Below are 26,562 nucleotides of genomic sequence, written 5' to 3'. Positions count from 1 at the left end.
TGTGCAAAACGCGTTACGGCAATCCCGGTGCGGCGTGAGGGAGTAATGCCGCGGCGCCGGGTCGCGCCGGCAGTGGCGCTCGCTTGCGGTGGCGCCATGCCGGCACAGGGCGCGCCAACGCTGCGTTGCCCGGCCGAGGCACGCGGATCTGCTCTCGCCGCTGCCATACCCGAAGCATCCGCTGTGTCTTGAGCGCCGCGCGGGCGCCCTGCTAGCATCGCTGGTGTTGAGGCTGCGTCGCGTGTGCGGCTGTGGCAACACGTGTCGATGCGGCATCGCATCTTCGTCCTCGGGGCCGTCGCACACCGGTTCGATCGTTGCGTACAGGGTCTGGCAGCCCTCACGCCCTGACGACCGGCAGACCTACGGACTTGGCTCACTCCGTCATCAGACTCCGACCATGTCCAGGCCGCGCCGTGTCCCTGCCGCGATGAAAATCGCCATCCTTTCCCGCAACAGCAAGCTGTATTCGACACGCAGACTGATCGAGGCCGGGCGCAAGCGCGGACACACGGTACGTATTCTCGACCCGCTGCGCTGCTACATGCGCATCGCCGCCGACGGTTTCAGCCTGCACTACAAGGGAAAGCCGATCACCGGTTTCGATGCGGTGATTCCACGCATCGGCGCATCGGTGACCCGCTATGCCACCGCGGTGCTGCGCCAACTCGAATTCATGGGCACCTACACGCCCAATCCCTCCGACGCCATCCTGCGCTCGCGCGACAAGTTGCGTGCGCACCAGTTGCTGGCCGCACAGGGCATCGACATGCCGGTCACCGTGTTCGGCGACAACCCCGACGACACCCAGGACCTGCTTTCCATGCTCGGCCCGCCGCCGCATGTGGTGAAATTGAACGAAGGGGCGCAGGGGGCCGGAGTGATCCTGACCGAGAAGGCCAGCGCCTCGCGCGGTGTGGTCGAAGCGCTGCGCGGGCTGTACGCCAACTTCATCGTGCAGGAGTTCATCGGCGAAGCCGAGGGCGCCGACCTGCGCTGCTTCGTGGTCGGTGATCAGGTCGTGGCGGCCATGCGCCGGCAGGCCGCCGAGGGCGATTTCCGTTCCAATCTGCATCTGGGGGGCAGCGCCGCGGTGGCCCAGGCGACCGAACAGGAGCAGGAGGTCGCGGTGCGCTCGGCACGTGCGCTCGGTCTGGCGGTGGCCGGCGTCGACCTCATCCGCTCCAAGCGCGGGCCGTTGGTGCTGGAGGTGAATTCCACCCCGGGCCTGGAAGGCGTTGAAGGGGTCTGTGGCGTCGATGTGGCCTCCCACATCATCCAGCATCTGGAGCAGGCCGCCCGCCGATCGGATGGCTGAATGCTTTAGCAAAAAATTAACGAAAAAATAATCTCTGGCTCGCTAGCCTCTGCCGACCGTAGCTCCGCTCTCGGCAGTGACGGTGATCGGGATGAACTTTTGGCCCAAGTGCGTTGTCGCACTTGGGCCTTTTTATGGACGGCTTGCCGCTATCGAAGTTCGCGTCTACATTCGCCAAATGTTAAATCGCTCAGGCACAAGGAGGCGTCGCATGGCAAGGCTGTGGAGTGTTGGTGGACTGCTGCTCGCGGCGTGTCTTTTCAGCGAGCACGCGTTGGCGGTCGTGCTCAATGTGGACAAGCCGTTCAAGCCGCAGGCGGCGCAGGTACGTACCGATCTTGCTGCAGGGGAGAAGTACTCCGAGATCAGTCAGGATGAGCGCGCTAAGGTGAGTGCGGCGCTCGATCGGCTCGAAGCAATCTTCGAAGCGCAGCCGAACGCCCAGGCACTGCAGCCAGAGCAGCTGGCGGCGGTGCGCAACGACCAGGAGCTCGTCACCAGAATTTTGACCAGGGCAAGCGAAGATAGCCGCCTGATTTGTCGGCGCGAGCGTGCAACTGGGTCGCAGATGAGTACGAAACAGTGCATGACGGCCGCCCAGCGGCGCCGTCAGACCACCGTGAGTCAAGACGAAATTTCTCGGCGCCAGCGCTAAAAAACAGCTTAAAGAACGAGGTTCCAGTGCGAATTCTAGTAATTGAAGACAACAGCGACATCGCCGCCAATCTGGGCGACTACCTCGAAGACCGCGGCCACACGGTAGATTTCGCAGCCGATGGCGTGACCGGCCTGCACCTGGCGGTGGTGCACGAGTTCGACGCCATCGTGCTCGACCTCAACCTGCCTGGGATGGACGGCATCGAAGTCTGCCGCAAGTTGCGCAACGAAGCGCGCAAGCAAACCCCGGTACTGATGCTGACCGCGCGCGACTCGCTGGACAACAAGCTGGCCGGGTTCGACTCCGGCGCCGACGACTATTTGATCAAGCCGTTCGCCTTGCAGGAAGTGGAAGTACGCCTCAACGCTCTGTCGCGTCGCGGCAAGGGCGTGCACACCCGCGTGCTGGAAACCGGGGACCTGGAATACAACCTGGACACGCTGGAAGTGCGCCGCCGCGGCAAGTTGTTGCAGCTCAACCCCACCGCGCTGAAGATCCTGCAGGCGCTGATGGAGGCCTCGCCCGCCGTGGTGACGCGCCAGGAGCTGGAAACCCGCGTCTGGGGCGAAGAACTGCCGGATTCTGACTCGCTGCGCGTGCATATCCACGGCCTGCGCGCGGTGGTGGACAAGCCCTTCGATGTGCCGATGATCCAGACCCGTCACGGCATCGGCTACCGCATCGCCTCGCCCGATGCCTGAGAGTGCTGGCGGATCGCGCCCCGCCCGCAGGCGTGGCCGCTACCGGCGGCGCCTGCGTAGCCGCATCATCCTCTCGTTCGTGTTGCTGGGCTTCTGCCTGACGACATTGTTCGCCTTCGCCACCAACTGGGCCCGCTCGCGCGTGGAAAACCAGTTGGTCGAAGATGTGATGAATCGCAATATCGATGCATTCGCGCAGCGGTTCTATTCCGATCCGCTGCGCAATCCCGATCTGCCGGTGCAGCAGATGCGCGGGCGTGTGGTCAAGCGCGACAAGTTTGAAGCACTGCGCCTCGAACAGCCGGAGTGGTACCAGTTCCCGGACGGCATCCACACCATCTCCGGCGTGGACGAAAGCGGCAATGCGTATTCGTACAAGCTGGCGGTGCGCAAGACGCCCAGCGAGTGGTTCTTCCTCGCCTACGACATGACCCAGACGCTCAAGGGCGAGATCCAGCTCAAGCGCACCTTGATGTTGTCGGTGTTGGTGTTTAGCGGCTTCTCGCTGCTGATCGGCTGGTGGTCCGCCTCCAAGGTGATGCGCCCGGTGTCGGACCTGGCTGCGCGCCTGCGCGCCTACCGCGGCGGTACCAGCGAGCCCAAGCCCTTGGCCGCGCATTTCCCGGATGACGAGGTTGGCCAGCTGGCCGAAGCGCTGGACGATTACTCCGCCCGGCTCACCGAAGTGGTACAGCGCGACCGCGAGTTCAACGCCGACGTCAGCCACGAACTGCGCACCCCCTTGGCGGTGATCCGCGGCGCCACCGAGCTGTTGCTAACCAAGCCCAATCTGGATGAGAAGGTGCTGCAACGGTTGCAGCGCATTCAACGTGCAGAACAGCAGTGCAGCGACCTGATCGGCTCGCTGCTGTTGCTCTCGCGCAACGAACGCGGGCAGGGCAGCAGCAACGTGGCCAAGGTGGCCGAACAGTTGATCGACTCGCACCGCGCCCAGCTCGGCGGCAAACCGCTGGAGCTGCTGCTGGAGGGCGGCCGCGACCTGGTCATCGACGCGCCCGAATCCGCCTTGTCGGTCGCACTCGGCAACCTGATCGGCAACGCGGTCAAGTACACCCAGGACGGCCAGGTGCGCGTTCGCGTGCTTGGCGACGCGGTAGAAGTCATCGACTCCGGCCCAGGCCTGAGCGAGGAAGACGCCGCCAAGCTGTTCCAGCGCGGCTACCGCGGCACCCACGCAGGCCACTCGCAAGGCGGTGGCATCGGCCTGTCGATCGTCAGCCGGCTATGCGATCTGTATGGCTGGCGGGTCAGTGTTCGCCCAGGCCAGGAGCGCGGTGTCATCGCAACATTAGCTTTTCATCGCTGACCAACCACCCACGCTTGCCTGGGAGCGCCCCCGGGCGCGAGGGCTTTGCCGGTAGTGTCCGCTTCCGGATAGATGATGCCTGTCCCTACGCGACTCACAACGCAGTGTCCGGCAGTTTCAGACCAATCCACAGGCACTCAACGTTGCAGGTCGGTCAGATCCGATGGCATCAGCTGGCGATAGTGCAACACCGTCAAAATGTCCACCTGAGTCGCCGTTACTCGGTAAATCAGGCGGTAAGGGCGTTCCAATAACTCCCGCACCTCGGCCGGCGCGTAGCGCGCCAGCAGCCTACCCATCGCGGGCGAATGACCCAGCTCCAAAGCACGTCGCGCCAGACCAATTGGAACCGTCCTCGCTACCAGTGGCGCATGCCCCTTAAGGTAAGCCTGGATTTCCAGCAACCTGGCTTGGGCACCTGGCGTCCAGTAGACCTTCACGCAGACAATTCAAGCTGCCGGAGCACATCCTCCGCAGCAATCAACTGAGCATCGTCAGCCTCTGCGATCCCCTTTTCGACAGCTCGGTGCAGTGCAGCCTGGTAGATCAGATCTTCCCAGCGCGCGTCTTCCGGCAATGCATCAACCAACTGGTGGGCCTGCTGTTTAAAAAGGGCGGACATGGCCTCTACCTTACGAAAGGGTCGGTTCGATTCTAGTCCTGAGGATCCGGCAGAGCCAGAACAGCCAAAGAAAAGCGCCGTACGCTGACCTACCGCAGTTCATACCAAGAGTTCCGGCGGTTCCATCGCGAACCAACCCGCGCTTGCGTGGGAGCACCCCGGGCACGAGGGCTTTGCCGGCAATCTCTCCCCGTGATCGATAGCAGTTTTTCAGCCATAAAGCGCGCTACCTTCCGCGCCCCTTTTTCATTCTCTATGGTCGCTTCGACAACCTCACAAACTGGCTTTCAGGTCTTCCAGCGTGACGACCAGCAACATGGGATCCAGCGGGGACGGCTCAAAGCCGACGCGCTCGTAGAACATTTTGGCGTCTGCCGAGAGCGCATGCACCAGTAGCCCACGAATGCCGATGGTGTCGGCCGCATGCAGGATGCGCTTGCCGGCATCCCGCACCAGGGCGCGGCCAAACCCTCTGCCGTGCAGGGATCGGTCGACAGCAAGCCTGCCAAGCACCACGACGGGAATCGGGTCCGGCATATTGCGGTGGAAGCGGCCAGGCGTGGCATCAACGGCGACCGCACTCGACGCCAGCGCGTAATAGGCCACCACCCGGTCGTAAGCGCAGGCAACGAAGGTCCGGGACGCGCCGGTTGCCTGGTTTTTCAGGGCGCGGCGCTTGAGCCAGTGGTCCAGGCTTTCCACGCCCGATGCGAAGGGTTCGAGCCGGTGATGGGCCATCAGCGGCTCCGGCGCCGATACCGTCACCCCTTCTCCCACGGCGCGGGCGTCTGCATCGTCTTGCGTAGGCGCGCATTCGGCTGTGGGGGCATGTCCAGCCGCGCCAAAAAGGCCGCGTAGGCATCCGGGCTGGCCGCGATGAGGGTCTGGTCCAGCAAGGCTTCCTCGGCAGCCAGGCGTGCCGCGTCCAGCATGAAATCGGTACGGTTCTTCCCGCGTGCCTTGGCGGCCCGGTCAATCAGGCTGCGTTCTTCTGGCTTGATGCGGATATTCAAGGTTTCGCGCTTGCCGGGCGTCGTGTTGGGCGTGGACATCGCGTTGGCCTCCTGCGGTTCGGTGTAGTCTAGCGCTTCCGTAATGTCGATGTCATTACCATGGTGCCAGTTCCTGGCGAGTGAACTGGCACTACTTTCACCACCAACTCGCCAGCGCGCGCGGTGATCTGCAACTTGCAGCCAACCGTAAACCCCAGCTGCTCCAGCCACAGCCCGCGCAGGCGCACGCTGGGAATCCGCTGGCTGTATGGCCGGCCGGGTTCTGCATCGTAGAACGCATAGCCCACCGTGCAACGGGTGGGCGTGCGGGACTTACGAGGCGGCCTTGGCGGAATGTCGTCTGGGCGTCGGGCGGGCCGGTGGTCGAAATCCAGGTTTTCCACGTCGAAGGTGGGTGACGGCACCAGCCGCATGGGCTGCGTGTCCTTTACCGGCGTGGCTGCTCGCTTGGCGGAAGCGGTGCGCTTGGTATTTGATTTGGGCCGCTTGGCGGTTGGAGACTGCGCCCGGCTCATCGCCTCACCTCCGCCAGCACCACGGGGCGACGACGCCCACCAACCTGCAATATCGATGCATCTGTCATGACAACGCCTCCTTCGAAGAACAGGCACCGTCGCCGGCCGGCGACGGGATGTCGGGAGGTTAGAAACCGCTAGTAGTCGGCGGGCGTATTCCTCCCGGAGGAGTGTTGTATTAGCCGCCCTCCCGACGCAGGCATCGCGTCGGCTTGCGCCTGCAGGCAGGCACAAAAAACCCACCAGTTTGACGGAGGTGGGTGCCGCTACTAGAGGAGTTTCTACGCTCCTTGGTGGTAGAGGTTGCTACTGGTTGATCAGAATGTCAACTGCATAAAATGCAGGTCAATTGGGGCGAAAATTAGATGCTTCGACGGTTCGTTTAGCACGTGCATCAATTGCCGAGTCGTCGCAGGAGTAAATTTACTGTATCGAATGACCTGTCCAGGTTTCCCTCAAAAAAGTAGTCTGAGCTTTTATCGGATAACCATAAAAGCCATTCGGAAAAAGCTAGGAGCTCTTGTTGATTTAGAAGAAGCCATCTTTGTCTGAAAAAATCGTTCCACCCAGTTTCGCCCATTCCTCTATCGAGCATGCTTATAAGCGCATCATAAATCAGGTAGTCCACTCGATCATGTCGGAGTCCTGTGCTAAGAAATCCAGGTAGGAAGTAAACAAATGCCTCCGCACTCAAGCCATAGATTGCGTCAGAGGCCTTTTCCATTAAGTCGCTGTCGACCTCCTCCCAAATCAATTTTTCAAACTGTGCTGCCTCAATGTATTCATGCGTGGAAGAATGACTTAAAAATATTACTTGTGAAGGTTTTGAGCGGTTGGCAAAAGATTTTTTTATAAAATCAATTATTTCATCGCGTCTCATCAGAATCCTCCCATCAAGTTGCTGCAAACGCCAGCATTTTGCCATGCCGCGGCGTGTGCTTCTTGGTGGCCTTCGTCGCCGCCTGAGTAGCATTTCTCGTCACGCTTTGCTCTGGAGATGGCAAGATTTAACCAGGCTTCACGCCGTATGCCCAGTGCACCTCGCGACATGCCAGGCCTGCATTTTCCTAATGTCGAAACCACGGCTTTCTTCTTTTGGACCTCAGCCCGAAGTTTCAGGCACTCTTCGTCATCAGGGTCTTGGCAAAGTTTTGCGGCGGTTATCGGTAAGCCCAAAACTGCGCCGCCAGGCATCGAACTCATGACGTTGGCTATGCCAATAGCAGCCATAGCAACTGTTGCAGCAGCTTGAGCGTTTCCAGCTGACGAAGAGCTGCCGTCGTCTGCAAGTCCAGCGTTTGTGGAACCGCCAATGGGGGCGCGAATACCCCGCATAGCACTCGACTGCTGTCCGAGCGAATCTGAATCCATTAATGGATTTGAAAGGACATAAGAGTATGTGCTAATTCCTGCAGCAAGTCCTAACGAATCACTCTCTACGTATCTTCCACTTACGGTTTCATGGTCGCGAAAGTAGTTCTGATTCAACCCACTCGCCGCATCGAACCGCTGCCCTGGGAAGCGCATATCCAAAACCAACGCCGCGCCATCCCCATCAGGATCCTGATTCGGCGCGGTGTTGCCGAAGGCTTCGCCTTTCAAGCTCCATGTCCACACCGCTACATCGCGGATGGGGTCGATCACCACGCGCGGGCTGCCCAGGTGGTCCGGTTCGATGTAGTGCAGTTTGTTGGTGTTGGCCAGCAGGCCGACCGGGAGATCGTCCAGCCAGATCGCCTGCTGCTTGGGTGCGCCGCTGGTGTCGTAGTCGCCCAGCCAGTGGCCGGCTTCGTCGTATAGCGTGTAGGTGTTTGTGGTGCCGAGGAAGCGGCGGACCTGTTCGCCGCGGCCGTTGTAGCGGTAGTTCATGGTCACCGCGCCGGCGCGGCGGGCCTGGGTCATGCGGCCAGTGGTGTCGTAGGTGTATTGGCGCGCGGTGCCGCCGATGGCGGTGGTGTTGCCGGTGGCATCGTAGGTACGTGCCACGCCGGCCACTGCGCTCAGGCGGTGGCTGTCGGTTGGGTAGGTGTAACTCTGCGTTGCCGCGCCGACCTTGGCGCTGAGTCGGTTGCCGGTGGCATCGTAGCTGTAGCCGTCGATCAGCGTGCCGGTGCTGCCGTCCTTGAGGCCGGTCAGGCGGCCCAGGGCGTCGTAGCCCAGGCCGATCTCCGGCGTGGGATTGCCGGCAGGCGTCAGTGCGGTGAGGTTGCCGGCCGGGTCGAAGCCGAAGCCGAAGCCCACTTCCAGCCCGCCCGGGCGGGTGTCCTGGATTGCCTGCGGGCGGTAGTCCAGATCGTACTGGCGGGCGAGGGTGCGGCCATTGCCGTAGGTCCAGCCGGCAGCGGGGCCGAACGGGTAGTAGGTGGCATTGCCCAGCAGCACCTGGCGGCTACCGCCGGCTGGCGTCACGCCAACCTGCGTGGTCTGGCCTTGCGCATTGCGCACGTAATCGACTACTGCGCCGTCCGGATAGGTCATGCGCTGCAGTTGGCCGCCGACGGTGTACTCGTAGCGCAACACCAGCGCCTGCGCGTTGGTGGTCTGCACCTTGCGCACCAGATCGCCGAAGCGGTTGTAGCAGTACTGAGTGATGGCGCCGCCGTCCTGCATCTTGGTCAGGCGGCCGATGGAAAACGTCTCGCCGCTGGTGCACGCCGCCTGCGTCGCGTCGTAGGTATAGGTGACGTTGAGGCTGGTGGTGGGGTAGGTGACCTTGGTCAGGCGATTGAGCGCGTCGTAGCTGTAGGCGGTGGTGTTGCCGCGCGCATCGGTCTGGGTGGCGCGGTTGCCGGCGCTGTCGTAGGTATAGCTGGTGACGCCAGTGTCCGGGCTGGTGAGCTTCACCAGATCGCCGAAGCCGTTGTACTCGTAGCGGGTGTCCAGGCCCTTGGGGTCGGTGACCTTGGTGAGGTTGTCCAGCGCGTCGTAGTCGAATGTGGTGTCGGCCTTGATGCCGGCCACATCCTGCAACGTGCGGGACAGGCGATTGAGCGGGTCGTACTCGCTTTGCGTTGCGGTTGCCAGCGCATCGGTCACGGTGGTGGTGTTGCCGTTGGCGTCGTACGCGAAGTCGGTGGGGTCGCTGGCCGCAGTGGCCTGGGTCTTGAGTTGGCCGAGCTGGTTGTAGACGCGCGAGAGCGTGCGCTTCAAGGTGCCGTAGGCATCCTTGGTGTCTTCCTTGACGCGATTGCCGGCGTTGTCCAGCGTGTAGTGGACGGTGTTGCCCGCGTTATCGGTAATGTCGGTCAGCCGATGTGCGGCGTCGTAGGTGAAGGCAGTGAACGCGCCATCGGGCTGGGTGACCTGCCTGACCAGGCCGGTGGGCCAGTAGTCGATGCGGGTGATGCGGTCATCGGCCTCGCTGGACGCATCGGCCCCACGCACCTTGGTGGCGGTCAGCCAACCGCGCGGGTGGTAGGTGTAGTCGGTGACGATGCCATTGGCGTCCTTGATGGACAGCGGACGGCCGGCGCCGTCGTAGGCGAGGTATTCGGTGATGCGGCCTAGGGCGTTGGTGACTTTCCAACGATCACCCTTGCGGTGGCGGCAAGTGCTCAGTGATGCCGTGCAAGCGTTGTCGTCGGCAGGGTAGTAGGTGTAGCTGATGCTGTCGGCGATATCCGTGCGTGCGCCATCGCTGGCCAGCAGCAGGCCGGGCAAGGGGCAGCTGCCGGCGGCGACATCGCCATCTTCGCAGTAGCGCTGCGTGGTGACGCGCGTGGGACCTCCGCTTGGATCGACCCGCGACACGGTCAGTGCCTGGCCCCTGGTGTTGTAGGTCCAGCTCGTCCTTGCCGCCAGGGCATCGTTGGCATCGTAGGTGCGCCGATCGGTGGGGACACGTAAGCTAGGATGCCAGTCCGTCTGCAGCGTGCGCTTCTGGCCGTTGCTGGTGTTGGCCGCTTCGATCTTGCTGGTCAACAGGCCGCGGTAGTTGTACGTCCAGTCCGTGGTGACGCCGGCAAAATCGACTTCCTGGTCGGGGTAGCCGTTGCCGTCGTAGCTGCGCGATCGGAATGCGCTGACCGTGCACTCGGGGCATAGCCCCTGGACGGCAGTGACCTTGGCCTGGCCGAGTTTGGAGATGCCTGTACGCGTCACCGTATTGCCCAGGGCATTGGTGACGGTGGAAGTGGTCCCCGCATAGGTAATGGTGGCCTCGTCGATCTTGCCGGTCGGATCGCCATGTACGCTGCGGACGACGCGTTGCTGCGCATCGTAGGTCCAAGAGGCATGCACCTGGCCCTGTTCGTCGCGGTGGGTGGTCAGTACGTCCGGAAAGCGCGCATTGTCATAGTCATACCCGGCTAAGGTTGACACCACCACCCCGGCCGCTGTCTGCAAGGTTGCCAACCTCAGTCGCGCCTGGGTGTCGTAGCCGTAGGCCAGCACCATTCCATCGGGAAGTCCGACTTGCGCGATCCTGCCCGCCTGGTAGGCAAGTGCCAGGCCGCGGCCACGGTTATCCGTCACGGATTGCAGTTGGCCGCCCGAGTAAGCCAAGGTGAGTTTCTCGCCATCGGCGTAACTGATGCTGGTCAACTTGCCGTCCAGATCGAACTGCTCTTTGCTATCGTCGACGGCAGTCACCTGCCATCCGGTCAGCTCCCCATTGTCTTGCACTTCGGACAGTCTTTCCCGCACATCCCAGTCTGGTGTCCAGACGCCATTGGCGGCCTTCTTGAAGGTATAGAAGTTACCGTTGGGGCGCGTCAAGATCAGCGTCGTCGCATCGGTGAAGCTGATGGTCCGGGTGTAGCTATGGCGCCAAGTGCTGCCCAATACGCTGGTAGGGCGCAGGCCGACGGCGCTGCTGTAATAACGGACAAACTCCAGATGTCCTGCGGGCGCACGATAATCGACCGCCGTTTCGAGCTTGGTTCCGGTGAACACATTGGCCGGATTGCCGGCGGTGGTCGGCCCGGTGCTCCCGTCGCAGCAGCCATTATTCTTCGCAGGATCTAGCGGTGGTGGCGACGAGCAGACCGCTCCGTTTGGCGTGGCGACCGGTTGGACGCCGTCATTGCTGACCGTGTATTCGCAGCCTTCTTGGCAGACGTTGCCGGTACTTCCGGCGGCAGGGATGAATACTGGTCTGGCGCTGCATTTTACTGCGTAAAAGCTCTCGGCTAAGCGAGATTCGCCGGTGTAGTTATCAGACGCTCTATAGCACTGAACGACCGCTTGGTAGCGCTGATCATAGGTTAGGTCGAGAACCAAGCTGGCATGTGTGTTTACAGCGGCTAAGGTTCCTTCGCCAATGCAAATTGCTTCGTTTCCTTCCTTGATGGCATTGAGATAGGCCTGTCCTTGATCGCACAAGTTGGTGCCTGCATTGCAAACGCCTGAGTCGTACGCATAGGCGCTAGGTATCGTGGGGACAACAGAAACACACGTCACCACAGTAGCCAACACCATACCGAACCACTTGCGCCAGTGTCCCGGGACGCGCATCTGCATATCCTGCATCGTGTCCAACTCCTTGAAGAATGTTTGCAGGTCATCGTATTTGCACCTGCGCAGACAGGACTTCATCGTAAAAGCATGACCGCTAGCGGCGAGCAGTTCTGTGCTTTCTGTGATCGCCTCAGTGCACCCTAGGCGCTCTGTAGCAGTCGCTGCAACTATGTCTGATCAGAGGTGCGATCTATCTATCATGATTCATGGTGCATAACTGACTTCCGATGCCTGGTGGCCTAGCGGTTGGCCCGTGCTAGATAGTCCGCGTCCAATCTGCGTGCCGCCTGCGTCAACTGCTCCGGTTCACCGTCATTGCGGATTACGTCATCGGCGATGGCCAGTCGTTGCTCGCGCGTCGCTTGTGCAGCAATCATGCGATCGGCTAGCTCAACCGTAGCGCCATCGCGCTGCACCAGACGCTCGTGTTGCAAGGTGACTGGCACGTCGACGACGACGATGCGGTCGAGCCATGGGTAGGCCACACGTCCCCCGGCCTCGGCGAGCAAGGGGATTGCAACGATGGCGTACGGGGCCTGGGCCGCCAGCGCTGCACGCTGCAGTTCGCTGCGGATGGCGGGGTGGGTGATGGCTTCCAGCGCCTTCCGTTGACTTGGATCGGCAAAGACAATTTGGCGCAAAGCCTGTCGATCTAGCGTGCCATCCGGCAACAGGATGGCACGCCCGAAGCAATCGGCGATGGCATCAAGAATCGGGCCCGGCTCTACGACCTGCCGCGCAACGACATCTGCATCGATGACCGGCACGCCCAGCTTCTCAAACTCGGCGGCCAGTGCGCTCTTGCCGGAGGCGATGCCGCCGGTAAGGCCGACGATGAAGTCGCTCATCGCCGCGCCCCGGTCAACGCAGGCCTGCGAAGTGCAGGTAGCCATCCACCAGGTCGTTGCCCCAGAAGAACACTACCCAGCCCGCGATGGCCAGATAGGGGCCGAACGGAATCGGGGTGGCGCGGTCGCGGCCCTTGGCCACCAGCCAGGCCGAGCCCAGGATGGCACCGACCAGCGAGGAGATCAGGATGATCGGCAAGATGCCTTTCAGCCCGCACCAGGCGCCGAGCGCGGCCAGCAGCTTGAAGTCGCCGTGGCCCATACCTTCCTTGCCGGTGAGCTGCCTGAACAGCCACCACACCGTCCATAGCGAGACATAGCCCACCGCCGCACCCAGCAGGGCGGGCTTGGCCGGCATGTAGAGGTTGTCCATCGAGCCGACTAGACCCAACCACATCAGTGGCAGGGTGAGCTGATCCGGCAATAGCTTGTGGCGCAGATCGATGCCTGACATCGCCACTAGGAAGCAGCTCAGCACGATGGCGCCGAAGCCCTGCCAACCGAAGCCGAACCGCCATACGCTAGCCACGCACAAGAAGGCCGTGAGCAGCTCCACCAATGGATACTGGATCGAGATCGGCTTGCCGCTGTAGCGCGACTTGCCGCGCAGCATCACCCAACTCAGGACCGGGATGTTCTCCCACCACTTGAGCTTGTCGCCGGTCACCGGATCGTGCGAGGGCTCCACCACGATCCCCGGCGGCGGCGGCTCGTAGATATCGGGCAACTCCAAAATCTCGCGCGCGTCGCGCCGCCACTGCCACTCCATGCGCTTGGGCAAGCGCAGGATCACCACGTTCAGGAAGCTGCCGATCAGCAGTCCCAGTCCGGCCGCGGCAGGGAAGCCGAGACCGGGATGCTGGTCGAGAAATGCCATTACGTCTTATCCAACCACTGCGCCGAGTTTGAAGATCGGAAGATACATGCCGATGACCATGCCGCCGACGATCGTACCGATGAAGACCATGATCATTGGTTCGAGCAAGCTGCTGAGCGCATCCACGGCATTGTTGACTTCTTGTTCGAAGTATTCCGCAACCTTGAACAGCATCGCGTCCAGCGCGCCCGCCTCTTCACCGATGGCGGTCATCTGGATCACCATATGCGGGAACAGGTTCACCTGCTTCATCGCCATATTGACGGGATAGCCGACCGAGACGTCGTCGCGCATGCGCAGCACCGCTTCCTCGTAGACCTTGTTGCCGGTGGCGCCAGCGACGATCCCAAGTGCCTCCACCAGGGGAACGCCGGCCTTAAAGGTCACGGCAGTGGTGCGCGCAAATCGCGCAATCGAACTGTTGTGCATAATTTGACCAATGACAGGCACCTTCAAGATGAGGCGATCCATCCCATGCTGCATGCGCGGTGAGCGCTTGTAGGCAAACACAAAACCGGTGATCGTGCCGCCCACGATGAGCAACAGTAGCCACCAATAACTGATCATGAAGCGCGACGCCGCGACGATCATCTGCGTAAAGGCGGGAAGTTCAGCGCCAAAGCCCTTGAACACTTCTTCGAACTGCGGGACTACGAAGATAAGCAGGATGGCACTAACGATGAGGGCCACCGCAACCACCATTGCTGGGTAAAAAAGCGCCTTCTTGATCTTGCCCTTCAGCGCCTCAATATTTTCCTTATAAGTGGCGACCGTATCCAGCACCGTTTCCAGGACGCCTGCACCTTCTCCCGCCCGCACAAGGTTTCGGTAGAGTTCGTCAAACTGTACGGGATGCTTGCTAATTGCCTCGTTGAGTGACGAGCCACCCTCGATGTCGGTGCGGACCTGCCCGACCATTTGCCTCATTCGCGGATTCTTGTGGCCTTCTCCGATGATCTCGAGAGAGCCAACAATTGGAACCCCTGACTTCATCATAGTAGCCATCTGCCGACTGAAGAAGGCAATGTCCTTGGAGGTAATCTTCTTGCCAGCGGCCCCGAACAGCGGCTTAGGCTTGGGTTTGACGGAACTGGGGTTGATGCCCTGGCGCCGCAATTCGGCCCGCAACATGTTCATATTGCGCGACGCTTGTTCACCTTTCATCTTCACGCCGCGCTTGTCCGTTCCCTCCCACAGGAACGTCTGCGGTTGCGTGGTGGTGCGGTCGACCGCCTGCTTCTTAAGAGTGCTGCGCGCAACTGACATAAAACCTCCCCATAGGCCATCCCCAGGCCTGAGCTCTGCGCATGGTAGCGTGTTTGGAGGACTTCGACACCCTGCGCAAAAGCCGGCAAGGTGCCCGTGGAGGGCGCGGTCCTTGACGGAAAGTGACGGCCTGCGTCACATCGCAAGCCGGTTCTCATTTGTGCAAATTGGAGCTTTCAATCACCACCGAGTCTGCCAGAATGGATTGCGGGGGCACCATTGGCTTGCAATGGATAAGTTGGCACGCAACCTGCTTTGCTCTGCTACGCAAGGCGGATTGAAATTGATGCGCCCTGGTCAGCACTAATGGTTGTAAGCCTTTTTACATCGACACTCAATTTTCCAACGGGGATGCACAATGAAGAAGCAGCAAGGCTTTACCTTGATAGAACTGATGATCGTCGTGGCGATCATTGCAATTCTGGCCGCCATCGCGCTGCCGGCCTACCAGGACTACACCATCCGTTCGCGTGTTTCAGAACTGTCCGTGATGGCTAGCTCGTTCAAGACCACCGTAGCGGAAAACATCGCCAATAATGGCGGTGCTTTGCCGGCCGACGCGTGCACCGGCGTTGGTGCCACTGCCGCGACGACCAACATGGCTTCGATCAGCTGTACTGCTGCTACTGGTGCAATCATCGTGACCGGCGACGCTACCCGCACCAAGGGCACGATCCTCACCTACACCCCGACCGTGGGCGCCGCCAACTCCGCAGTGGGCACCACTTGGCGCTGCGTCGGCAGCGGCAGCCAGTCCAAGTATTACCCGGCTGAGTGCCGCTAACTGTTGAGTTAGTCTGCCTGGCTGTCTAGAGGCCCCGCAATGCGGGGCCTCTTCGTGTAAGGTCCAAGTGGAGACGGCAGGCGCGATACTGGAGGAGTCATGAATCGAGCAAACGGTTTTACTTTGCTTGAACTGATGATCGTGGTGGCCATTGTAGGCATATTGTCCGCAATTGCCCTGCCGGCGTACCAGAGCTACGCCATAAAAGCCCGCGTCTCCGAGGCGATTGTTCTTGCCGACTCCGCGAAGGCGGCGGTAACGCAAAATATAAACAATGAAAATGCTTTGACATCCGCGGCGTGCCGCGGCGTGGATGGGCTTCCTTCTGCTACGAAAAACGTCGCCTCTTTCAGCTGTCAAGGCTCCGGTATCCTGACGGTGGTGACCACCGACGTGGCGGGCGCTGTGACATTGTCCCTTTCGCCTACCTACAATTCGGAGCAGCCAGTGGTGTGGACGTGTCGGCGAGTTTCCGGAATGGCAAAGTACTTGCCTCCCGATTGCAGGAATTGAAGCGCTTGGACAATCTATTTTCGTTTGTGGAGGGGTGCCTTTATGAATGCCGCGAGCAATTTTAATCTGGTTGGAATTACAGGTATCGCACGCCGCTTGGTGCAAGATGGAGCGTTGGATGAAGCCAGCGCCCGTGTTGCCATGGATCAAGCTGCGGCGGCGAAAACTCCGCTGCCACAATGGTTCTCCGAGAAAAAGCTGGTTTCAGCGTCTCAACTTGCTGCCGCCAACGCAGTCGAGTTCGGCATGCCCTTGATGGATGTGTCGGTATTCGACGCCAACCAGAACGCGGTCAAGCTGGTCAGTGAGGAGTTGCTCCAGAAGCACCAGGTGCTGCCGCTGTTCAAGCGCGGCAACCGGTTGTTCGTGGGAGTAAGCAACCCGACCCAGACCCGGGCGCTGGATGACATCAAGTTCCATACGAATCTGGTGGTCGAGCCAATTTTGGTCGACGAGGATCAGATCCGTCGCACGCTTGAGCAGTGGCAGGCGAGCAATGCGTCGCTTGGGTCGTCGCTCGGTGACGATGATGAGGGCATGGACAACCTGGACGTGTCGGCCGGGGACGAGGACATGGGCGCCGGCGGGGATTCCGGGGTCGATGCCAAGGGTGATGACACGCCGGTGGTGAAGTTCGTCAACAAGGTGCTGGTGGATGCGATCAGGCGGGGAGCCTCCGACATCCATTTCGAACCTTATGAAGACGACTATCGGGTGCGCTTGCGCATCGATGGACTGCTCAAGAACGTGGCCAAGGCGCCGGTGAAGCTGAATCAGCGCATCGCGGCACGTTTGAAGGTGATGTCGCAGCTGGATATCGCCGAAAAGCGGGTGCCGCAAGACGGACGCATCAAGCTCAACCTGTCCAAGACCAAGCAGATCGACTTCCGTGTCAGTACCTTGCCGACCCTGTTCGGCGAGAAGGTGGTGCTGCGTATTCTGGATGGCAGTGCTGCCAAGCTGGGTATCGACAAGCTTGGTTATGAGGCGGACCAGCAGAAGTTGTTCCTGGATGCGATCCACAAGCCTTACGGGATGGTGCTGGTTACCGGGCCGACTGGCTCGGGTAAGACGGTGTCGCTGTACACGGCGCTGGGTATTCTCAACGACGAGACGCGCAATATCTCCACGGCTGAGGATCCGGTCGAAATTCGCTTGCCCGGCGTCAATCAGGTTCAGCAGAACAACAAGCGCGGCATGACCTTCGCCGCGGCCTTGCGTTCGTTTCTGCGCCAGGACCCCGACATCATCATGGTCGGCGAAATCCGCGACCTGGAGACCGCCGAGATCGCGATCAAGGCGGCGCAGACCGGCCATATGGTGCTGTCGACACTGCACACCAATGACGCCCCGCAGACCATCGCGCGTTTGATGAACATGGGTATCGCGCCGTACAACATCACCTCGTCGGTGACCCTGGTCATCGCGCAGCGGCTGGCGCGGCGGTTGTGCAACAACTGCAAGCGTAAGTCGACCTTGCCGGAGCATGCGCTGCTGGCGGAAGGGTTCACGCCAGAGCAAGTTGCGAACATCGAGCTCTATGAAGCTGTCGGTTGCGACGAGTGCACCGAAGGCTACAAGGGCCGTACCGGTATCTACCAGGTGATGCCGATGACCGACGAAATCGGTGCGATCGTGCTGGAAGGCGGCAATGCGATGCAGATCGCCGAGGCGGCGCAGAAGATCGGCATCCGCGACTTGCGTCAGTCGGCGCTGATGAAGGCTGCGCATGGGGTGACTAGCCTGGCCGAGATCAATCGTGTGACCAAGGACTAAAGTGCCCCTCATCCGCCCTTCGGGCACCTTCTCCCGCAGGCGGGAGAAGGAAGAAGACGACGGCAATGCAATGCAGATCGCCGAGGCGGCGCAGAAGATCGGCATCCGCGATCTGCGTCAGTCGGCGCTGATGAAGGCTGCGCATGGGGTGACTAGCTTGGCCGAGATCAATCGGGTGACCAAGGATTAGGCGCCCTCATCCGCCCTTCGGGCACCTTCTCCCGCGGGCGGGAGAAGGAAGAAGACGACGGCAATGCGATGCAGATCGCCGAGGCGGCGCAGAAGATCGGCATCCGCGATTTGCGGCAGTCGGCGTTGATGAAGGCTGCGCATGGGGTGACTAGCCTGGCCGAGATCAATCGGGTGACCAAGGACTAAAGTGCCCCTCATCCGCCCTTCGGGCACCTTCTCCCGCAGGCGGGAGAAGGAAGAGGACGGTGGCAATGCGACGCAGATCGCCGAGGCGGCGCAGAAGATCGGTATCCGCGATTTGCGTCAGTCGGCGTTGATGAAGGCTGCGCACGGGGTGACTAGCCTGGCCGAGATCAATCGGGTGACCAAGGACTAAAGTGCCTTCATCCGCCCTTCTGGCACCTTCTCCCGCGGGCGGGAGAAGGGAGTTGTCTAGGCGTCGTATTGTCCTTGCACTGCGCTGATCCGCGCTTGGCTTCCCAATCCCCTCGAGCTTCAATCCCGGACCGGTGTCAGAATCCGAGTCCTGGTCCCTCTACTCCATCCCCAGCTTCTTCAGCTTGTAGCGCAACGCCCGAAACGTGATACCCAGCTGGGCGGCGGTCCTGGTCTTGTTCCAGCGATTCTCCTCCAGCGCTTTCTGGATCGCGGCGCGTTCCAGTTGTTCGATGTAGGAGGGCAGGGCGGCGGAGGCGGGATCGATATCGACCACGGCTTCGCGCAGTTCGGCCGCGCCGGCGCCGGGGCTTGCTGCCGTACGTTGACCGCCGTGCGTGGGCAGGCGCAGGTCGCCGGCACTGATCTGGTCGTCCTCGGCCAGGGCCAGGGCGCGTTCAAGGATGTTTTCCAGCTCGCGCACGTTGCCCGGGAAGCCGTACTGGTCCAGCGCATCGAGTGCGGAGGGCGTGAGTAAGGGGATCGGGCGGCCGTGGCTATGCGCCAGCCGCGCGATGATGGCGGCGGCCAGCTGCGGCAGGTCGCCGCCGCGTTCGCGCAGTGGCGGCACGCGCAGCTCGATCACGTTGATGCGGTAGTACAGGTCGTGCCGAAAACGGCCATCGGAGACCAGGTCGCCCAGGTCCTTGTGGGTGGCCGACAGGATGCGCACATCCACCAGGGTTTCGCCGGAGGCGCCGACCGGGCGCACCGATTTTTCCTGGATCGCGCGCAATAGCTTGACCTGCATCTGCAGCGGCAGTTCGGCGACCTCGTCCAGGAACAGGGTGCCGCCATGCGCGGCCTGGAACAGGCCGGGCTTGTCGGCATGCGCGCCGGTGAAGCTGCCTTTCTTGTGCCCAAAAAACTCGCTCTCCATCAACTCTGCAGGAATGGCGCCGCAGTTGACCGGCACAAAGGGGCCGGCCGCGCGAGCGCCTTGCTCATGGATGGTACGCGCAACCAGCTCCTTGCCCACGCCGGATTCGCCCACGATGTAGACCGGTGCCTGGCTACGCGCGACCTTGCCGATGGTGGTGCGCAGGCCTTCCATCGCGATCGAATCGCCGAGCAGGCGGCTGGCCTGTTCCGGCGGCGGTGGCGGAGGGGCGGGGCGGTCGCGGTTGTTCAATTCCAGCGCATGCTTGACCAGGCCACGCAGCACGCCGATGTCCACCGGCTTGCTGACGAAGTCGAAAGCGCCAGCCTTCAGGGCCTCTACCGCCAGGTCCATGCTGCCGAACGCGGTAATCATCGCCACCGGCGTCTGCGGGTATTGCCTGGCGATTTCGGTGACCAGTTCGATGCCGTTGCCATCGGGCAGGCGCATGTCGGTCAGGCACAGATCGTAGGGATTGTTGGCCAGCAGCTCGCGCGCTTCGGCCAGGTTGGCGGCGGTGCTGATGCGCAGGCCCATGCGGCCCAGGGTGAGAACAAGCAACTCGCGGATATCACGCTCGTCATCGACAACCAGGGCGCTTTTGGGTTCGTTCATGCTGCGCACGATAGCCCAGCGTGATGACACTCGACAATTACCGTTTGGGTCGAGGCCCAACGGTTCACCCGCGGCGCAGGTGCGTCAATGCGGATTTCCACCGGTTTGCAAGGGCGGTTTGCGGCGAGCAAACAGGACATGCAGAGGTGCTGCGTGCGCGTGTCTCTGCCTGCGACAGGCTTACATCTATAGGTGTGCGCAAACTGCGTGTCCTGCGACGTGTATAGGTTCGGCTGTCGCAACGTGCTGCGTTCGATCCTGTCGTGCGGCCTACCTGATGGACCGAATTCCAGATCCGCGCCAGCGGCCGCGCGCTTATTTCCCAAGCAAGCCGTTTGGTCCCTGCAGCGAAATCCGGAAACATGCGCCTCCGCCGGGAACCGACACATACTCCAGTTGTGCCTGGTTGGCGCGGCACAGTTCCTGGGCGATGTACAGGCCGAGCCCGGTGCCGTGTTCGGAGGTGGTGTAGAAGGGGCGGAACAGCTGCGCAGCAACGGTGTCGGGGATGCCGGGGCCGCGGTCGATCACATCGATGACGGCCATGCGGTCCTGCCGCTCGACCCGCAGCTTCACCCGCGCCGGCTCGTCCATCACCCGGCCGTACTTCAGCGCATTGTGGACCAGCGCGGTAAGGATCTGGTGCAAGTGTTTTGGGTCGACCAGGGCATTGACGGCGCTGCCCTGGATGCTGGCCTCCAGGATGTCGGTCTCCATCGACAGGGTCTGCCGATACTCGACCACGAAACGGCGTACGAAGGCGGCCAGATCCAGGTTTTCGGGGTTTGCGCGCTCGCGGCGAGCCAGCCCGAGCACGCTTTCGACGATGCCGTTGGTCCGCTGGCACTGTTGGTTGATGATCTGCAGCAGGCGGCGGTCGGCATCGCCGATGTCCGGCGATTCTTCCAGCAACTGCGAGGCGTAGCTGATCGCGGCCAGCGGGTTGCGGATTTCATGCGCCAGGCTGGCCGAGAAACGGCCCATGGCCGACAGGGTCAGCGATTCGGCCCGGCGCGAGACCACGGTGGCGTCATCCAGGAACACCAGCACCAGGTCGCTGTCGGCCAGCAGCCGCACAAAGCGCGGCTGCACTTCCGGGCGGTCCGCACCGAGTTGCAGCGGGGCTTCTTCCTGGCGCCATCCACTGCGCCAACGCTGCAGCCGGCGCGCCAGTTCCGGGGTGAGCGCGACCAGCGACAGGTCCACCGGCGCATTGCGCTGGTCGCCATCGCCCAGCAAGGCCAGGGCCGCCTCGTTGGCCAGCGAAATGCGGTTGTGCGCATCCACCACCAGCACGCCGGTGCGCATGCGCCGGATGATCAGCTCGTTGATCTCGTACAGGTTGGCAACCTGTGCGCCGCGCTCTTCGGCCAGCACCTGGTTGCGCCGCGCGCGCGAGGCGATCTGTTCGCAGATGAAGGCCACCGCGATATAGCTGGTGGCGAACATCGCCAGCTCCGCCACCGGCCGGGTGGCGCCGCCGCCTTCCAGCAGGGTCCACAGGTACTCCAGCACGATGGCGGCGCTGGCCAGCAGCGCGATGCTCATGCCGTAGCGCAGCCGCAACAGGGTCGCGGCGGCCGCCACGTTGAACAACAGCATCATCGCGATGCCGGCGCTGGCGCCAGGCAGGGCATGCGTGGCCAGGGTTGCGGCCAGGATGTCGGCGACCACCGCGCACAGCACGGTGGCGGTGAGCCGGCGCTCGCTGCGCCCCCAGAACAGCAGCGGGATGGCCATGCACAGATAGCCGATCGCCACTGCCGCTGCCAGGCGTGGGTAGCGCGGCTCGGGAATGGCGTCGGACAAGGGGCTGAACACCAGGGCCGCAATCAGGCCCGCCACCAGCACCCGGTACAGCGAGAAGAAGTACAGCTCGCGCTGCGGCGCGGACTGGACCCGGGCAATGAGCGATGCGATGGATGTCAAGCCGATTTCCCGCCGGAACAAGCCGCGAGTATAGGCAGGTGCGGTGCCGTGCACAGTGCGTGTGCACAGTGTGCCGCGATGCGCAAGTGCGCCGACGGGGCAACCAATTCCGGCCAATTTTGCGCCGCAGGGCGTGGTCGGCCACAATAGGCGGCCCGCTCGCGTCCCATGACGTGCCGCCCCCGCGGTCTGCGTTGCACGCAGCGGTCGTTTCCTTTTCCCACGGTGACGCATGAATTTCCACGAATACCAGTCAAAACAGCTGCTTGCCGAGTACGGCATCCCCGTTCCGGCCGGCAAGGTCGCGGCGACCCCGGACGAAGCGGTTGAAGTCGCCAATTCCCTGGGCAAGGGCCCCTGGATGGTGAAAGCGCAGATCCACGCGGGCGGCCGCGGTAAGGCTGGCGGCGTCAAGTTCTGCAAGACCACCGACGATGTGAAGGCCGCAGCGGCCAAGATGCTCGGCACCAAGATGTCGACCTACCAGACCGCAGGCGTCGAGCTGCCGATCAACCTGGTGCTGGTGACCACCGCCGGCGAGATCGTCAAGGAACTGTACCTGTCGATCCTGGTCGACCGCGGCACCAAGACCATCACCTATATCGCCTCGTCCGAGGGTGGTGTGGAGATCGAGCAGGTGGCGGCCGAAACGCCGGAGCTGATCCACGCGCTCAACGTCGATTTCGTCGAAGGCGTGCAGGGCTACCACGGCCGCGATTTCGGCTTCAAGCTGGGCCTCAATGCCAAGCAGGCCGGCCAGTTCGCCAGCATCATGGTGAACCTGTACCGCCTGTTCAACGAAAAGGACCTGGCGCTGGTTGAAATCAACCCGCTGGCGATCCTGGACGACGGCAACCTGTATGCGCTGGACGGCAAGTTCGACAGCGATGACAACGCCGCATTCCGTCAGAAGCAGCTGATCGCCATGCGCGACAAGACGCAGGAAGACGAGACCGAAGTGACCGCGTCGGAGCTGGACATCAACTACGTCACCATGGACGGCAACATCGGTTGCATGGTCAACGGCGCAGGCCTGGCCATGGCCACCATGGACGTCATCAAGCTCAATGGCGGCGAGCCGGCGAACTTCCTGGACGTGGGCGGCGGTGCGAACAAGCAGCGCGTCATCGAAGCGTTCAAGCTGATCCTGTCTTCGGACAAGGTCGAAGGCATCTTCGTCAACATCTTCGGCGGCATCGTCCGCTGCGACATGATTGCCGAAGGCATCATTGCCGCGGTCAAGGAAGTGGGCGTCAAGGTTCCGGTCGTGGTACGCCTGGAAGGCACCAATGTGGAAGAAGGCAAGCAGCTGCTGCGCGATAGCGGCATGGCCATCATCCCGGCCGACAACATCAACGACGGTGCCAAGAAGGTCGTCGAAGCTGTCAAGAACGCCGCCTGATTCACGACACCGAAGGAACTATCCATGTCCGTTTTGATTAACAAGAACACCAAGGTGATCGTGCAGGGCTTCACCGGCCAGCAGGGCACCTTCCACGCCACTCAGATGGTCGAATACGGCACCCAGGTCGTCGGCGGCGTGACTCCCGGCAAGGGCGGCACCACCCATATCGACCTGCCGGTGTTCAACACCGTTGCCGACGCCGTGAAGGCCACCGGCGCCGATGCGTCGGTGATCTACGTGCCGCCGCCGTACGCGGCCGATGCGATCCTGGAAGCGGCTGCGGCCGGCATCAAGGTCATCGTGTGCATCACCGAAGGCATCCCGGTGCTGGACATGCTGCGCGTCAAGAACGTGCTGACCCGCTCGCATCCGGACACCGTGCTGATCGGGCCGAACTGCCCCGGCGTGATCACCCCGGGCGAGTGCAAGATCGGCATCATGCCGGGCCACATCCACAAGCCGGGCAAGATCGGCATCGTGTCGCGTTCGGGCACCCTGACCTATGAAGCGGTCAAGCAGACCACCGAAGTGGGCCTGGGCCAGAGCACCTGCATCGGTATCGGTGGCGACCCGATCAACGGCCTGAACTTCGTCGACTGCCTCAAGCTGTTCAACGAAGACCCGCAGACCGAAGGCATCATCATGGTCGGTGAAATCGGCGGCGACGCCGAGGAAGCCGGTGCCGAGTACATCAAGAACCACGTCAAGAAGCCGGTGGTCGGCTTCATCGCCGGCGCCTCGGCGCCGGCCGGCAAGCGCATGGGCCACGCCGGTGCGATCGCATCGGGCGGCAAGGGCACCGCCGAAGGCAAGTTCGCGGCGATGGAAGCGGCCGGCGTCAAGACCGTCCGTTCGCCGGGCGATCTGGGTGCGGCGATTGCTGCGCTGGTGAAGTAAGTACGCCGCACGCGCAAGCGTGCAAGCGTCCAGAGAGGCCGCCTTCGGGCGGCCTTTTTTGTTGGTGCCCTCATCCGCCCTTCGGGCACCTTCTCCCGCAGGCGGGAGAAGGGAGCAACGGCAACAGCAACGGCAACGGCAACGGCAACGGCAACGGCAACAGCAACGGCAACGGCAACAGCAACAGCAACAGCAACAGCAACAGCAACAGCAACGGCAACGGCAACGGCAACAGCAACAGCGACAGCGACGATTCTGCTGAGATCATGTTCACGAGAATGTCAGGCTGACCGTTGCCTGCCTGATCTACGGAGCATGCCACGCTCATACCCACGCCCCTCGCTGGCGGCGACATCCCCTCTCCCGCTTGCGGGAGAGGGGTAGGGGTGAGGGCGCCTTCCACGCGGCGATCTCCGACGCCAACGCGTCATCAACACCGATAGCGCCACCCGGGCGCTACAAGTCACATTGGCCATCCTGCTGTCGGGAATGTCCATGCGTCACGCCGCCAAGACCGGATTCGTCAGACACCTGCGTCGTGAGATGACCGCAGCCGAGCGCGCGCTTTGGTATCGGTTGCGAGATCGACGCCTGCTCGGCTTCAAGTTCCGGCGTCAGTTTCCCATCGGGCCTTATATCGTCGATTTCGTCTGCCTCGCCCGGGCGTTGATCGTCGAAATCGACGGGAGCCAGCACCTGCTGCCTGGCGCGGACGCCACGCGCGATGCCTTCCTGCACTGCGAGGGCTTCCAGGTGCTGCGCTTCTGGAATAATGCAGTGCTTGCCAGCGGCGACGATGTCTGCGAGATGATCGCGCGAGGTTTGCTTGCGGCTCGTTCCTCCCTCCCCGCTTCCGTGTTTCGGAAAACACACGCACAAGGCCGTTGATATGTCCCAGACCCTGCGCATCGCCATGGCCCAGTTCGACTTCCCGGTCGGCGCCGTCGCCCAGAACACCGATCGCATCATCGCCTTCATCGCGGCTGCGCGCGACGAGTTCGAGGCCGACATCGTGCTGTTTCCCGAGCTGGCGATCAGTGGCTATCCGCCGGAAGACCTGCTGCTGCGGCCGGGTTTTCTGGCCCATTGCGAACAGGCGTTGGCGCGGATCGCGGCGGCCACGCGCGGGATCGTGGCGGTGGTGGGTTGGCCGCAGAGCGCCGGCAGCGTGGTGTACAACGCCGCCAGCGTGCTGCGCGACGGCCGGATCGAGGCGACCTACCGCAAGCGTGAGCTGCCCAATTACGCGGTCTTCGACGAGCGCCGCTATTTCGACGTGGACCCGGATGGCGACAACTGCGTGGTCACGGTCAAGGGCGTGCAGGTGGGCGTGGTGATCTGCGAGGACCTGTGGTTCGCCGAGCCGCTGGCCAAGACGGTGCAGGCCGGCGCCGAGCTGGTGCTGGTGCCCAATGCCTCGCCGTACGAGCGCGGCAAGCATGCCCAGCGCGATGCGTTGTTGGCCGAGCGTACCCGCGAAAGCGGGGCGGCGATCGCCTATCTCAATGTGGTGGGTGGCCAGGATGCGCTGGTGTTCGACGGCGCCTCGGTGGTGGCCGACGGCAATGGCACCGTGCATCCGGCGGCTGCCGCCTTCGTGGACCAGTGGCTGGTGGTGGACTATGCCGCTGACGAGCGCAGCTTCACCCCGGTGGTCTGGGTGGACGATGGCGACGAAAGCATGGATGCGCTGGCCTGGCGTGCAGTCGTGCGCGGCCTGCAGGACTATTGCCGCAAGAATGGTTTCGGCAAGGTCTGGCTGGGGCTGTCGGGCGGGATCGACTCGGCGCTGGTGCTGGCGATGGCGGTGGATGCGCTGGGCGCCGAGAACGTCACTGCAGTGCGGCTGCCCTCGCGCTACACGGCGAACCTGTCCAACGATCTGGCCGATGAGCAGTGCCGCGCACTAGGGGTGAAGCTGGAAACCGTCGCGATCGCGCCGGTGTTCGAAGGGCTGCTTGCTGCGCTGGGCCCGATGTTCGAAGGCACCCAGCCGGACATCACCGAGGAAAACCTGCAGTCGCGCAGCCGCGGCGTGATCTTGATGGCGCTGTCCAACAAGTTCGGCGGGCTGTTGCTGACCACCGGCAACAAGAGCGAATACGCGGTGGGCTACGCCACCATCTATGGCGACATGTGCGGTGGCTATGCGCCGCTCAAGGATCTGTACAAGACCGAAGTGTTCGGGCTGGCCAAGTGGCGCAACACCGTGGGTGGCGCGCCGGTGATTCCGCCGGCGGTGATTTCGCGCCCGCCATCGGCCGAGCTGCGCGACAACCAGACCGACCAGGATTCGCTGCCGCCCTACGACGTGCTCGACGGCATCCTGTACCGCTATGTCGACCAAGAGCAGTCGCGCGACGACATCGTCGCTGCCGGGTACGCGGCCGACACGGTGGAGCACGTGCTACGCCTGGTGCGGCTGAACGAGTGGAAGCGTCACCAGGCTGCGCCGGGGCCGAAGGTGTCGCGGCGTGCGTTCGGGCGCGAGCGGCGCTACCCGATCACCAATGGGTATAGCGGGCAGTAACGCT

Annotated in this window: 27 protein-coding genes; 14 read left to right on the top strand and 13 right to left on the bottom strand. The window is 62.4% G+C overall.

Annotated elements, in window-relative coordinates:
- Positions 1–400 precede the first annotated feature (400 nt).
- The 4 genes from rimK (at position 401) to HG421_RS13635 (ending at position 4,004) form a co-directional block, all read left to right on the top strand.
- Positions 401–1,318, top strand: coding sequence for a 30S ribosomal protein S6--L-glutamate ligase (gene rimK, locus HG421_RS13650; RefSeq protein WP_169706832.1), 918 nt, complete (start codon positions 401–403; stop codon positions 1,316–1,318).
- 178 nt (positions 1,319–1,496) lie between these two features.
- On the top strand, positions 1,497–1,973 hold the full coding sequence (locus HG421_RS13645; RefSeq protein ID WP_169708197.1) for a hypothetical protein: 477 nt from the start codon (positions 1,497–1,499) through the stop codon (positions 1,971–1,973).
- A gap of 26 nt (positions 1,974–1,999) precedes the next feature.
- The gene (locus HG421_RS13640) at positions 2,000–2,677 is read left to right on the top strand and encodes a response regulator transcription factor (protein WP_003490678.1); all 678 of its coding nucleotides are present in this window, start codon (positions 2,000–2,002) and stop codon (positions 2,675–2,677) included.
- Positions 2,670–4,004 carry a sensor histidine kinase gene (locus tag HG421_RS13635; protein WP_169706831.1) on the top strand — a complete coding sequence of 445 codons (1,335 nt, stop codon included), beginning with the start codon at positions 2,670–2,672 and terminating at the stop codon, positions 4,002–4,004. Before HG421_RS13640 ends, HG421_RS13635 begins: the two co-directional genes overlap by 8 nt.
- 137 nt (positions 4,005–4,141) lie before the next feature.
- Here HG421_RS13635 and HG421_RS13630 read toward each other — a convergent pair whose 3' ends face one another.
- The 10 genes from HG421_RS13630 to HG421_RS13585 all read right to left on the bottom strand — a co-directional run bounded on the left by HG421_RS13630 (position 4,142) and on the right by HG421_RS13585 (position 14,602).
- Positions 4,142–4,444: a type II toxin-antitoxin system RelE/ParE family toxin gene (locus HG421_RS13630; protein WP_169706830.1), complete on the bottom strand. Its 303-nt coding sequence runs from the start codon at positions 4,442–4,444 to the stop codon at positions 4,142–4,144.
- The gene (locus HG421_RS13625; RefSeq protein WP_169706829.1) at positions 4,441–4,626 is read right to left on the bottom strand and encodes a hypothetical protein; all 186 of its coding nucleotides are present in this window, start codon (positions 4,624–4,626) and stop codon (positions 4,441–4,443) included. The genes HG421_RS13630 and HG421_RS13625 overlap by 4 nt, the downstream gene beginning before the upstream one ends.
- A 273-nt stretch (positions 4,627–4,899) precedes the next feature.
- A complete protein-coding gene (locus tag HG421_RS13620) occupies positions 4,900–5,364 on the bottom strand; it encodes a GNAT family N-acetyltransferase (protein ID WP_248279380.1) in 465 nt (154 codons plus the stop codon).
- A 23-nt stretch (positions 5,365–5,387) separates the two neighbouring features.
- Complete coding sequence (locus HG421_RS13615) at positions 5,388–5,678, bottom strand: DUF1778 domain-containing protein (RefSeq protein ID WP_169706827.1); 291 nt, start codon at positions 5,676–5,678, stop codon at positions 5,388–5,390.
- A 29-nt stretch (positions 5,679–5,707) separates the two neighbouring features.
- Positions 5,708–6,154, bottom strand: coding sequence for a SymE family type I addiction module toxin (locus tag HG421_RS13610; protein ID WP_169706826.1), 447 nt, complete (start codon positions 6,152–6,154; stop codon positions 5,708–5,710).
- Positions 6,155–6,548: 394 nt separating this feature from the next.
- Positions 6,549–7,034, bottom strand: coding sequence for a DUF6714 family protein (locus HG421_RS13605; protein ID WP_169706825.1), 486 nt, complete (start codon positions 7,032–7,034; stop codon positions 6,549–6,551).
- On the bottom strand, positions 7,034–11,623 hold the full coding sequence (locus HG421_RS21100) for an RHS repeat-associated core domain-containing protein (RefSeq protein WP_211161852.1): 4,590 nt from the start codon (positions 11,621–11,623) through the stop codon (positions 7,034–7,036). Before HG421_RS21100 ends, HG421_RS13605 begins: the two co-directional genes overlap by 1 nt.
- Before the next feature lie 227 nt (positions 11,624–11,850).
- Positions 11,851–12,459, bottom strand: coding sequence for a dephospho-CoA kinase (gene coaE, locus HG421_RS13595; protein ID WP_169706824.1), 609 nt, complete (start codon positions 12,457–12,459; stop codon positions 11,851–11,853).
- Positions 12,460–12,472: 13 nt separating this feature from the next.
- The gene (locus tag HG421_RS13590; RefSeq protein ID WP_169706823.1) at positions 12,473–13,336 is read right to left on the bottom strand and encodes a prepilin peptidase; all 864 of its coding nucleotides are present in this window, start codon (positions 13,334–13,336) and stop codon (positions 12,473–12,475) included.
- A gap of 6 nt (positions 13,337–13,342) precedes the next feature.
- A complete protein-coding gene (locus HG421_RS13585) occupies positions 13,343–14,602 on the bottom strand; it encodes a type II secretion system F family protein (RefSeq protein WP_169706822.1) in 1,260 nt (419 codons plus the stop codon).
- 358 nt (positions 14,603–14,960) lie between these two features.
- On the opposite strand from HG421_RS13585, the gene HG421_RS13580 reads away from it, so the two are divergent.
- The 6 genes from HG421_RS13580 to HG421_RS13555 all read left to right on the top strand — a co-directional run bounded on the left by HG421_RS13580 (position 14,961) and on the right by HG421_RS13555 (position 18,243).
- Positions 14,961–15,386, top strand: a complete 426-nt coding sequence (locus tag HG421_RS13580) for a pilin (protein ID WP_169706821.1) — start codon at positions 14,961–14,963, stop codon at positions 15,384–15,386.
- 99 nt (positions 15,387–15,485) lie between these two features.
- Positions 15,486–15,899 (top strand): pilin, encoded by a 414-nt coding sequence (locus HG421_RS21435; RefSeq protein ID WP_169706820.1) that lies wholly within the window; start codon positions 15,486–15,488, stop codon positions 15,897–15,899.
- A 42-nt stretch (positions 15,900–15,941) separates the two neighbouring features.
- Positions 15,942–17,675 carry a type IV-A pilus assembly ATPase PilB gene (pilB, locus tag HG421_RS13570; RefSeq protein ID WP_169706819.1) on the top strand — a complete coding sequence of 578 codons (1,734 nt, stop codon included), beginning with the start codon at positions 15,942–15,944 and terminating at the stop codon, positions 17,673–17,675.
- A 1-nt stretch (position 17,676) separates the two neighbouring features.
- Positions 17,677–17,865 (top strand): hypothetical protein, encoded by a 189-nt coding sequence (locus tag HG421_RS13565; protein ID WP_169706818.1) that lies wholly within the window; start codon positions 17,677–17,679, stop codon positions 17,863–17,865.
- A gap of 68 nt (positions 17,866–17,933) precedes the next feature.
- Positions 17,934–18,053, top strand: coding sequence for a hypothetical protein (locus HG421_RS13560; RefSeq protein WP_029220459.1), 120 nt, complete (start codon positions 17,934–17,936; stop codon positions 18,051–18,053).
- A gap of 1 nt (position 18,054) precedes the next feature.
- Positions 18,055–18,243: a hypothetical protein gene (locus HG421_RS13555; protein ID WP_169706817.1), complete on the top strand. Its 189-nt coding sequence runs from the start codon at positions 18,055–18,057 to the stop codon at positions 18,241–18,243.
- Between the two features lie 159 nt (positions 18,244–18,402).
- Here HG421_RS13555 and HG421_RS13550 read toward each other — a convergent pair whose 3' ends face one another.
- Together HG421_RS13550 and HG421_RS13545 are read right to left on the bottom strand one after the other, a co-directional pair.
- A complete protein-coding gene (locus HG421_RS13550) occupies positions 18,403–19,797 on the bottom strand; it encodes a sigma-54-dependent transcriptional regulator (RefSeq protein WP_169706816.1) in 1,395 nt (464 codons plus the stop codon).
- Positions 19,798–20,112: 315 nt separating this feature from the next.
- A complete protein-coding gene (locus tag HG421_RS13545; protein ID WP_169706815.1) occupies positions 20,113–21,726 on the bottom strand; it encodes a sensor histidine kinase in 1,614 nt (537 codons plus the stop codon).
- Between the two features lie 232 nt (positions 21,727–21,958).
- Here HG421_RS13545 and sucC point away from each other — a divergent pair, with 232 nt between their 5' ends.
- Positions 21,959–23,128, top strand: coding sequence for an ADP-forming succinate--CoA ligase subunit beta (gene sucC / locus HG421_RS13540; RefSeq protein ID WP_005992833.1), 1,170 nt, complete (start codon positions 21,959–21,961; stop codon positions 23,126–23,128).
- Positions 23,129–23,152: 24 nt separating this feature from the next.
- Positions 23,153–24,028: a succinate--CoA ligase subunit alpha gene (gene sucD, locus HG421_RS13535; protein WP_104539103.1), complete on the top strand. Its 876-nt coding sequence runs from the start codon at positions 23,153–23,155 to the stop codon at positions 24,026–24,028.
- Positions 24,029–24,098: 70 nt separating this feature from the next.
- Here the strand turns inward: sucD and HG421_RS13530 are convergent, their stop codons facing one another.
- Complete coding sequence (locus tag HG421_RS13530; protein ID WP_169706814.1) at positions 24,099–24,302, bottom strand: hypothetical protein; 204 nt, start codon at positions 24,300–24,302, stop codon at positions 24,099–24,101.
- A 221-nt stretch (positions 24,303–24,523) separates the two neighbouring features.
- On the opposite strand from HG421_RS13530, the gene HG421_RS13525 reads away from it, so the two are divergent.
- Positions 24,524–24,916, top strand: coding sequence for an endonuclease domain-containing protein (locus HG421_RS13525; protein ID WP_169708195.1), 393 nt, complete (start codon positions 24,524–24,526; stop codon positions 24,914–24,916).
- Between the two features lies 1 nt (position 24,917).
- A complete protein-coding gene (locus tag HG421_RS13520; RefSeq protein ID WP_169706813.1) occupies positions 24,918–26,558 on the top strand; it encodes an NAD+ synthase in 1,641 nt (546 codons plus the stop codon).
- Positions 26,559–26,562 lie beyond the last annotated feature (4 nt).

The sequence above is a fragment of the Xanthomonas campestris pv. badrii genome, assembly GCF_012848175.1.
Lineage (GTDB): Bacteria > Pseudomonadota > Gammaproteobacteria > Xanthomonadales > Xanthomonadaceae > Xanthomonas > Xanthomonas campestris_C.
The sequence above is the reverse complement of the archived record's forward strand: the minus strand, read 5'-3'. Positions and strand labels throughout refer to the sequence as shown.

Coding starts and splice junctions, on each gene's coding strand:
- rimK (WP_169706832.1), top strand. CDS start 401: ATGTCCAGGCCGCGCCGTGTCCCTGCCGCGATGAAAATCGCCATCCTT.
- HG421_RS13645 (WP_169708197.1), top strand. CDS start 1,497: ATGTTAAATCGCTCAGGCACAAGGAGGCGTCGCATGGCAAGGCTGTGG.
- HG421_RS13635 (WP_169706831.1), top strand. CDS start 2,670: ATGCCTGAGAGTGCTGGCGGATCGCGCCCCGCCCGCAGGCGTGGCCGC.
- HG421_RS13625 (WP_169706829.1), bottom strand. CDS start 4,626: ATGTCCGCCCTTTTTAAACAGCAGGCCCACCAGTTGGTTGATGCATTG.
- HG421_RS13620 (WP_248279380.1), bottom strand. CDS start 5,364: ATGGCCCATCACCGGCTCGAACCCTTCGCATCGGGCGTGGAAAGCCTG.
- HG421_RS13615 (WP_169706827.1), bottom strand. CDS start 5,678: ATGTCCACGCCCAACACGACGCCCGGCAAGCGCGAAACCTTGAATATC.
- HG421_RS13610 (WP_169706826.1), bottom strand. CDS start 6,154: ATGAGCCGGGCGCAGTCTCCAACCGCCAAGCGGCCCAAATCAAATACC.
- HG421_RS13605 (WP_169706825.1), bottom strand. CDS start 7,034: ATGAGACGCGATGAAATAATTGATTTTATAAAAAAATCTTTTGCCAAC.
- HG421_RS21100 (WP_211161852.1), bottom strand. CDS start 11,623: ATGCAGGATATGCAGATGCGCGTCCCGGGACACTGGCGCAAGTGGTTC.
- coaE (WP_169706824.1), bottom strand. CDS start 12,459: ATGAGCGACTTCATCGTCGGCCTTACCGGCGGCATCGCCTCCGGCAAG.
- HG421_RS13590 (WP_169706823.1), bottom strand. CDS start 13,336: ATGGCATTTCTCGACCAGCATCCCGGTCTCGGCTTCCCTGCCGCGGCC.
- HG421_RS13585 (WP_169706822.1), bottom strand. CDS start 14,602: ATGTCAGTTGCGCGCAGCACTCTTAAGAAGCAGGCGGTCGACCGCACC.
- HG421_RS13580 (WP_169706821.1), top strand. CDS start 14,961: ATGAAGAAGCAGCAAGGCTTTACCTTGATAGAACTGATGATCGTCGTG.
- HG421_RS21435 (WP_169706820.1), top strand. CDS start 15,486: ATGAATCGAGCAAACGGTTTTACTTTGCTTGAACTGATGATCGTGGTG.
- pilB (WP_169706819.1), top strand. CDS start 15,942: ATGAATGCCGCGAGCAATTTTAATCTGGTTGGAATTACAGGTATCGCA.
- HG421_RS13560 (WP_029220459.1), top strand. CDS start 17,934: ATGCAGATCGCCGAGGCGGCGCAGAAGATCGGCATCCGCGATTTGCGG.
- HG421_RS13550 (WP_169706816.1), bottom strand. CDS start 19,797: ATGAACGAACCCAAAAGCGCCCTGGTTGTCGATGACGAGCGTGATATC.
- sucC (WP_005992833.1), top strand. CDS start 21,959: ATGAATTTCCACGAATACCAGTCAAAACAGCTGCTTGCCGAGTACGGC.
- sucD (WP_104539103.1), top strand. CDS start 23,153: ATGTCCGTTTTGATTAACAAGAACACCAAGGTGATCGTGCAGGGCTTC.
- HG421_RS13525 (WP_169708195.1), top strand. CDS start 24,524: ATGCGTCACGCCGCCAAGACCGGATTCGTCAGACACCTGCGTCGTGAG.
- HG421_RS13520 (WP_169706813.1), top strand. CDS start 24,918: ATGTCCCAGACCCTGCGCATCGCCATGGCCCAGTTCGACTTCCCGGTC.